This window comes from Nonomuraea basaltis, from assembly GCF_005893125.1.
GTDB lineage: Bacteria > Actinomycetota > Actinomycetes > Streptosporangiales > Streptosporangiaceae > Nonomuraea > Nonomuraea basaltis.
The window spans coordinates 1-4,650 of the sequence record NZ_VCJS01000436.1; the positions used below are offsets into that span (position 1 = coordinate 1).

A 4,650-nucleotide genomic window follows, 5' to 3' on the forward strand; every position below is an offset into this window, starting at 1 on the left:
AGATGTGTATAAAAGACAGGGCGGGCGCTGGCCATGGTCACGGCGTTCGGCTACAGCGGGCTGCTGCTGGGGCCGGCCGTGCTGGGCTACGTGGCGGAGGCGTCATCGCTGCCGATCGCGCTGATCATCCCGGCGGTGCTGGCCGCGGTGGTGACGCTCGCCGGCGCGCCCGCCATCCGGTCCCTGGTCCAGCACTCCACCCCGGCCCCCGCCCTGGTGCCGGAACCGGCCCGCGACTGACGCGGCGCCCCTCACTGCATCCCGCGCCGCGTACGTGGCGCGGGATTTGCATTTGACTGCCTGACCTGGTGTTATGCGATCGTGACTTGACCTGCAAGTTACATCCAGGTTTCATTTGCCCCACACCGTAAACGTTTACAGAGCCGAGATCGTAAACGTTTATGCCGATGGAAGGACTGCCTTGGCCGACGGACCCACGATCAACACGATCGCCGCGCGCGCCGGTGTCTCGATCGCCTCCGTCTCGCGGGTGCTGAACGGCCTGCCGACCCGGCAGGAGACGGTGCGCAAGGTGATGGCCGCCGCCGACGAGCTCGGCTACGTGCGCAACGCCGTGGCCAGGTCGCTCAAGTCGCGCCGCACCCACCAGGTGGCCTTCGCCATGGCGGACGTGGGCAACCCCGCCTATCTGGCGATGCTGCGCCAGATCCAGCCGGTGCTGAAGGCCGCCGGATACCGGCTCGTGCTGCACTCCACCGACGCCGTCGTGGCCGATGAGATCGACGTGCTGCACAGCCTGGGGGAGCGCTACGTGGACGGGCTGATCATGAGCCCGCTGCGGGTCACCGAGGCCCATCTCGAGATGCTGGCCAACGCCCGGGCGCCCGTCGTGATCATCGGCTCCGTGCCCGAGGGGACGCGGGTGGACAACGTTCGCGCCGACTCGCGTACCGGTGTCAAGCTCGCCATCGACCACCTCCACTCGCTCGGCCGCCGCCGGATCGGCATGATCAACGGCCCGCTCGACACGGTGCCCGGCGCCGCCCGCGGGGCCGCGTACCGGGAGGCGCTCGGCGACCTCGGGCTGCAGTACGACGAGAACCTGGTCCAGATCGGCGACTTCTACCGCGCGGAGGGGGCCCGCGCGGTGGCTGAGCTGCTGGCCCGCGTTCCCGACGTGGACGCGCTGATGTGCGCCAACGACCTGATCGCGCTCGGCGCGCTCGACGTGCTGCGGGCCGCGGGCCGGCGGGTGCCCGGCGACGTGGCGGTGGTCGGCATGGACGACACCGACCTCGCCGCCGCCTCCTGGCCGTCGCTGTCCAGCGTGTCGCTCGGATCGGCCGAGCGCGGCAAGGTGGCCGCCGAGCTGCTGCTCGACCGGCTGCAGGGCGATGACGGCGAGCCCCGGGTGGTCACCGTGCCGCCCCGCCTCGTGGTGCGCGCCTCCACGGCGCCGGATCCATTTGAGGGCGCCGCGTACGAAGAGGGGAGCGGGGCGTGACGACGACCGTGACGAGGCCCGCGCCGCCGCGGGGTTCGCACGCGCGGCGCGGGCGGATCTCCCGCCAGACGCGCGAGATGTGGCTGCTCATGCTGCCCGCGCTGGTGCCGGTCCTGCTGTTCAGCGTCGGCCCGCTGCTGTACGGCATCGGCCTGGCGTTCACCGACGCCCGCAACAGCCGCAACCACGAGACGAGCTTCGTCGGCCTGGAGAACCTCGTCGAGCTGCTGTCGGCCGCCGACTTCTGGTCCTCGTTCCGGATCGGCATGATCTGGGCCGTCTCGGTGACCTTGCTGCAGTTCCTGGCCGCATTAGGCCTGGCGCTGCTGCTCAACGAGAACCTGCGGTTCAGGGGCGTGGCGCGGGTGCTGGCCGTGGTGCCGTGGGCGATGCCGCCGGTCGTCATCGGCCTGATGTGGAAGCTCGTCTACCACCCGGACGCGGGAATACTCAACAGCCTGCTCGGCACGGACATCAACTGGCTGGCCGACTTCTCGCTCGCGCTGCCCGCGATCATCGTGGTCGGCGTCTGGACCGGCATGCCGCAGACCACGGTGGTGCTGCTGGCCGGCCTCCAGGGCATCCCGCGGGAGCTGTACGAGGCCGGCGAGGTGGACGGCGCCGGCCGCTGGCGGCGGTTCTGGAACATCACGCTGCCCCAGCTCCGCCCCGTGATCGTGGCCATCACCTCGCTCGACTTCGTGTGGAACATCAACCAGTTCGGCCTCGTCTACGTGCTCACGCAGGGCGGTCCCGGCGGGCAGACCCGGCTGCCGATGCTGTTCGCCTACGAGGAGGCGTTCCGCTACCGGTTCGCCGGCTACGCCTCGATGCTCGGCCTGGCCATGGCCATCGTCGTGCTCGCGGTGCTCGGGCTGTACCTGTGGCGGCAGATGAGGGAGGTCCGGTGAAACGCCTTTCGCAGTACGCCGCGCTGCTCGCGTACATCGTCTTCCTGGCCTTCCCGCTGGTCTGGCTGCTGTCCACGGCGCTGAAGACGCCGCAGGAGATGGCGCTGGCCGACCCGACGTGGATCCCGCGCGAGCCGACGCTGGCCAACTTCACCGACGCGTTCGGCGAGCAGGACCTCGTCGGCGCGGCTGTGCGCAGCCTGGGCGTGGCGCTGGCCAGCAGCGTGATCACGGTGCTGATCTCGCTGCCCGCCTCGTACGCCATGGCCCGCTACCGCGGCCTGGTCAACCGGGTCGCGATCGGGTGGGTGCTGGTCAGCCAGGTGTTCCCGTTCATCTTGATCATCATCCCGCTCTTCATGATCCTTCGGGATCTGGAGCTGGTGAACACGCTGCCCGGGCTGGTGGTCGTGCACGTGACGTTCACGCTGCCGTTCGCGCTGTGGATGCTGCAGGGTTACGTGCGCGCGGTGCCGCCCGAGCTGGAGGAGGCCGCGGCCGTGGACGGCGCGACGCGGCTGCGCTCGATCGTCAAGGTCGTGGCGCCGCTGCTCGCGCCGGGCGTGGTGGCCACGCTGCTGTTCGCGTTCATCTCGTCGTGGAACGAGTTCATGTTCGCGCTCGTGATCCTGCAGGACCCCGACGTCATGACGCTCCCGCTCACGCTGGTGAGGTTCACCGGCCCGGAGGGGGTGGCCAGGCTCGGCCCGCTGGCTGCGGCGTCGCTCATGGCGACGATCCCGAGCCTGATCTTCTTCGCAATCATCCAGCGGCGCCTGAAGTCCGGCCTCATGGCCGGCGCCGTCAAGGGCTAGGAGGCTCATATGCGAATCAAGTCCGCTCTGGCGGCGGCGACGATCGTCGCGCTCGCCGCCGCGTGCGGCAGCGGAGGCGGCGACGGCGGATCCTCGTCCTCCTCCAACGAGCCAGTGAAGATCAATTTCCTCAGCCTGGCGTGGCAGAAGGAGTCCGTCGCCGCGAACAAACAGATCGTGGACGAGTGGAACAAGGCCAACCCGAACATCCAGGTCACGTACGTCCAGGGCAGCTGGGACAACGTCAACGACCAGCTCGTCACCCAGTTCGCCGGCGGCACCGCGCCCGACGTCATCCACAACGACTCGCCCGCGCTGTCCGGCTTCGCCACCGAGGGCTTCCTGCTCGACCTCAGCGACAAGCTGCCCGCCGAGCTCAAGAACGACATCCCGCAGGCCGCCTGGGACACCGTCACCTTCGACGGTGGAAAGGGCGCGCAGGGGATCTACGGCGTGCCGTTCCTGCAGGAGTCGCAGGTCATCATCGCGAACAAGAAGCTGCTCGACGCCGCCGGGGTACGCGTCCCGACGGCGGACGCCCCCTGGACGTGGGACGAGTTCTCCGAGGCCGCGAAGAAGATGACCAAGGGCGGGACATTCGGCGTGGCGTGGCCGATGAAGTCGCCGGTCAACAAGACGCTCAACCTGGCGCTCAACTTCGGCGGCACGTTCTTCCAGGCCGCCGATGGCAAGACCACGGTCAAGGTCGGGCCTGAGGAGCGCGAGGTGCTCCAGCGCATCCACGACCAGCTCTACAAGGACAAGTCGGCCGACCCGGCCGCGCTCGGCCAGGGCACCGCCGACCCGCTGCCGGCCTTCTACAAGGGCAAGTTCGCCCTGCTGCCCGCGGGCGTGTTCCTGCGCCAGCAGGTCGCCGAGCAGGCGCCCGACGGGTTCGAGTGGGTCACGCTGCCCGGGCCGAAGGGCACCAGCGCACAGCAGGGGGCGGTCTCGCAGACGCTGTCGATCGCGCAGGACAGCAAGCACGCGGACGAGGCCATGAAGTTCATCTCGTTCTTCCTGAACGGCCCCAACCAGGCCAAGCTCGCCAAGGGCGACTGGCTGCTGCCGACCTCCCAGACGGCCGCCGCCGACCCGGCGATGACCACCGAGGAGAACGGCTGGGACGTGGCCACCGCCTCCGCCAAGAACCTCGTGGTCGCGCCGTTCCTCAAGGTGAACGGGTTCGACGAGTGGAAGAGCAAGATCGCCACTCCGGTCCTGCAGGAGTTCTACGCCAATAAGATCACCATCGACGAGGCGGCCACGAGGCTCGTCGACGAGGGCAACAAGGTGTTGGAGCGGTACCAACGGTGATTTATCGGGATAAGGCTCGGGGGTGTCTGCTCGGCCTGGCGGCCGGCGACGCCCTCGGGGCCCCGGCCGAGAACCTGTCGCCGTCGGAGATCCGGCGGCGGTGGGGGCGTATCGCCTGCTCGGCCGGCTCGGCGCGGGCGGG

The 4,650-nt window shown here is 69.4% G+C and carries 6 protein-coding genes; all 6 read left to right on the forward strand.

Annotation, left to right across the window (positions count from 1 at the left end; genetic code table 11):
- Positions 1 to 33: 33 nt before the first annotated feature.
- Complete coding sequence (locus EJK15_RS67730) at positions 34 to 240, forward strand: hypothetical protein (protein WP_206062292.1); 207 nt, start codon at positions 34 to 36, stop codon at positions 238 to 240.
- A gap of 181 nt (positions 241 to 421) precedes the next feature.
- Positions 422 to 1,465, forward strand: a complete 1,044-nt coding sequence (locus tag EJK15_RS67735) for a LacI family DNA-binding transcriptional regulator (protein WP_138720676.1) — start codon at positions 422 to 424, stop codon at positions 1,463 to 1,465.
- Positions 1,462 to 2,376 carry a carbohydrate ABC transporter permease gene (locus EJK15_RS67740; protein WP_138720677.1) on the forward strand — a complete coding sequence of 305 codons (915 nt, stop codon included), beginning with the start codon at positions 1,462 to 1,464 and terminating at the stop codon, positions 2,374 to 2,376. The genes EJK15_RS67735 and EJK15_RS67740 overlap by 4 nt, the downstream gene beginning before the upstream one ends.
- A complete protein-coding gene (locus EJK15_RS67745; RefSeq protein WP_138720678.1) occupies positions 2,373 to 3,191 on the forward strand; it encodes a carbohydrate ABC transporter permease in 819 nt (272 codons plus the stop codon). Before EJK15_RS67740 ends, EJK15_RS67745 begins: the two co-directional genes overlap by 4 nt.
- A gap of 9 nt (positions 3,192 to 3,200) precedes the next feature.
- Positions 3,201 to 4,508, forward strand: a complete 1,308-nt coding sequence (locus tag EJK15_RS67750) for an ABC transporter substrate-binding protein (RefSeq protein WP_138720679.1) — start codon at positions 3,201 to 3,203, stop codon at positions 4,506 to 4,508.
- On the forward strand, positions 4,505 to 4,650 hold a 146-nt coding region (locus EJK15_RS67755), incomplete at its 3' end, for an ADP-ribosylglycohydrolase family protein (RefSeq protein WP_171075408.1). The genes EJK15_RS67750 and EJK15_RS67755, both read left to right, overlap by 4 nt.

Excerpts from the sequence above, each read along its gene's own strand:
- EJK15_RS67730 (WP_206062292.1), top strand. The coding sequence starts at position 34 with ATGGTCACGGCGTTCGGCTACAGCGGGCTGCTGCTGGGGCCGGCCGTG.
- EJK15_RS67750 (WP_138720679.1), top strand. The coding sequence starts at position 3,201 with ATGCGAATCAAGTCCGCTCTGGCGGCGGCGACGATCGTCGCGCTCGCC.